Annotated in this window: 4 protein-coding genes; all 4 read left to right on the top strand. The window is 42.2% G+C overall.

From position 1 onward, the window contains the following. The first annotated feature begins 189 nt into the window (after positions 1–189). The 4 genes from MHN09_RS21040 to MHN09_RS21025 are packed head-to-tail and all read left to right on the top strand — an operon-like array spanning position 190 to position 2,458. Positions 190–891, top strand: coding sequence for an acyl-CoA thioester hydrolase/BAAT C-terminal domain-containing protein (locus tag MHN09_RS21040; RefSeq protein WP_239241819.1), 702 nt, complete (start codon positions 190–192; stop codon positions 889–891). A gap of 26 nt (positions 892–917) precedes the next feature. Beyond that, the gene (locus tag MHN09_RS21035; protein ID WP_156078441.1) at positions 918–1,286 is read left to right on the top strand and encodes an MmcQ/YjbR family DNA-binding protein; all 369 of its coding nucleotides are present in this window, start codon (positions 918–920) and stop codon (positions 1,284–1,286) included. Positions 1,287–1,299: 13 nt separating this feature from the next. Continuing rightward, on the top strand, positions 1,300–1,677 hold the full coding sequence (locus MHN09_RS21030) for a DUF3703 domain-containing protein (protein ID WP_239241818.1): 378 nt from the start codon (positions 1,300–1,302) through the stop codon (positions 1,675–1,677). After that, entirely contained in the window at positions 1,667–2,458 is a 792-nt protein-coding gene (locus tag MHN09_RS21025) for a PhzF family phenazine biosynthesis protein (RefSeq protein ID WP_239241817.1), read from the top strand. The genes MHN09_RS21030 and MHN09_RS21025 overlap by 11 nt, the downstream gene beginning before the upstream one ends. Positions 2,459–2,624: the final 166 nt, after the last annotated feature.

The raw sequence follows: 2,624 nt of genomic DNA, 5'->3' as shown, positions 1-2,624 counted from the left end.
GTTTGAATTCTTTTGAATAGCTTTTTCGCGTTTTCATATACACTCCAGTTGAGATAATTATCCCTTAACTGGCTGTGTGAATCTATTGGAGCACGTCAAGCCTCTACGCGTTCGCTAAAAATAGAAGATGATGGTTTTGTTGCTACGTATTACTCTTCAGAGTCACAAGAACGTAAAGTTGGCGTTTTAGTGCTTGGAGGATCCGAAGGCGGCGTGCCAGAAAAGCTCGCTAGTCCAATCGTTGAAGCGGGATTCCCTACCCTAGCTTTAGCTTATTTTAAGGAAGAAGGCTTACCACCAGAGTTAGAGAGAATACCTCTTGAATATGTAATTCAGGCTATGTCGTGGTTAAAATCACAACCAGAAACCACGCCGGACGACATTATTGTAGTTGGCTGGTCGAAAGGCGCTGAACTGTCACTTCTTCTAGCGTCAAAAGAACCAAGTATTTCAAATGTGGTTGCTATTGCGCCTAGCTCTGTTGTTTGGGCAGGTATTTTGAAAGATTGGAGTAAAGTGCCTGGTTCCAGCTGGACTTACGACGGGCAAGACTTAACGTTTGTTCCTTTCAACCCGTCGGGTGAAGTTAATGGTTTGCTAGATCTCTATACGCAATCTTTAGAAAATCGAGCAGACAACGGTAAAGCTAATATTCCTGTACAGAAAATCAGCGCCGATGTTGTGTTAATGACTGGCGAAAACGATGAAATTTGGCCCTCGCCTACTATGGCTGAAACAGTTTGTGAAAAAATGAATGCGCGCACTAAACATAAGTGTAAGCACATAAACTACCAAGGGGCAGACCACTTGCTTAACTACGAGTTCTTAAAAGAGGGTAGCGATATGAACCAAACCTTTATTAAGATGCTTACTAATCACAATAACCACTAGTCAGCTTCTTCAATAAATAGAATCATATGACCATTGATGAATTCAATCACTATTGCAAAGCACTCCCCCACACTACTCACGTCGTTCAGTGGGGGAGTTCAGAAGTATGGAAAGTAGGTGGTAAAGTCTTTGCTATAGGGAGCATTAGCAAGGACGGACACCCTGCTTTTACCTTTAAAACATCTGAGCAAAACTATTATTTTCTGGAAGAAAAGCCTGGCTATAGGCCTGCGCCCTATCTCGCTAGTCGTGGAATGAAATGGATACAACAGTACAATTGCGAGAGTGATGAAGATGAAGCGTTAAAATACTATTTAAGCGCATCTTATAAACTAGTATCGTTAGGGTTAACCAAGAAAATGCAAAAAGAGCTTGGTTTAAATCAACCTCAATAAAGGTGCTTACACCATGTTCAAAGCAAAAGGCTTTACGCGCAATATTCGCCCTTATGTAGAAGCTGAACTAGCGCTAGCTCATAGAAAGCAAAACCAAAACAGCCAACAGTGTGCTTTTTCACACTTAGAAAATGCCCACGTTCTTGGTCAAGCCTCTACAAGGCTACACGTTAAAGTACACGTTCAAATGCTTTTATGGGCAGTGAAACAAGGCAATATTGGTGAGTTTTTTGGTCAACTTTTCAGAATTGTGGGCGCTGCCACAAAAACTGTTTTTGGGCTAGTACCTCATGGAAATACAGGTGGCGCTAACGTTAGCCCATTTAAGGCAATGCCAATTAAACCAAACTTAAATACGATCATAAAAAAAGCGCGTTCGAATGAAAATTAAAATTAACGTTGTCGATGCATTTACTAATGTAAGGTTTAAGGGCAATCCTGCTGCAGTAGTTATAACGGGTAAATGGCTTAGCGATGAAAAAATGCAAGAAATCGCTGCTGAAAATAACCTTTCAGAAACCGCCTTTTTAGTTGAAGATGATAATGGCGTATTCGCTATACGTTGGTTTTCCCCTGTGACGGAAATCGATTTTTGTGGTCATGCTACTTTAGCTTCTGCGTTTGTCATTTTTAGCGAAAACTACCAACTGCCGCACATCTCGCTTTTCGCCAAGTCGGTTGGGATGATGAAAGTCGTTAAAAAAAGCGACGGATTTATTCAGATGGATTTCCCTAATAGAATGCCCAGCCCTGTCGGTGAAGCGCCTGAAGCGTTACTAAAAGGGCTCTCTATCAAGCCCAAAAGCATTCTAAAAAATAACCAAGCTTATTTTGCTATTTATTCTAACGAAGACGATGTTTTAAGCGTAATTCAAGACAGCGAACAACTAAAATCGCTTGCGCCTTATGATGTGGTAGTGACAGCGCCTGGTACGCAATTTGATTTTGTTTCGCGTTATTTTTGGCCTGCGAACGGCGGTGATGAAGACCCGGTTACCGGTTCAATCCACACTGGGCTAGCGCCTTATTGGGGAAAAATATTTGGACGATCAAAACTTATGGCTTATCAGGCATCTAAACGAGGCGGCACATTAAAATGTGAGGTGGCAGGTGACCGCGTGCTTATTTCTGGTCAAGCGGTGTCTTACCTTGAAGGTTACATTAATATTTGATGGTTGATTGCCTTACACGAACTAATCGATAAAAGAGAACCCTTCTCTCGAGTGTTACCGTCCGCCTCAAACATCGAGTAGGGTGAGGCGTCACCGCCTCATCCCTCTCACAGAACCGTACATACGGGCCTCGTATACGGCTCATGTACATAGTTATTTAGCGTAA

Origin of the sequence: Alteromonas sp. MmMcT2-5, assembly GCF_022348315.1 — a bacterium.
Lineage (GTDB): Bacteria > Pseudomonadota > Gammaproteobacteria > Enterobacterales > Alteromonadaceae > Alteromonas > Alteromonas macleodii.
Note: the sequence above shows the minus strand (reverse complement) of the source record. Positions and strands in the feature narration are given on the sequence as shown.

Coding starts and splice junctions, on each gene's coding strand:
- MHN09_RS21035 (WP_156078441.1), top strand. CDS start 918: ATGACCATTGATGAATTCAATCACTATTGCAAAGCACTCCCCCACACT.
- MHN09_RS21030 (WP_239241818.1), top strand. CDS start 1,300: ATGTTCAAAGCAAAAGGCTTTACGCGCAATATTCGCCCTTATGTAGAA.
- MHN09_RS21025 (WP_239241817.1), top strand. CDS start 1,667: ATGAAAATTAAAATTAACGTTGTCGATGCATTTACTAATGTAAGGTTT.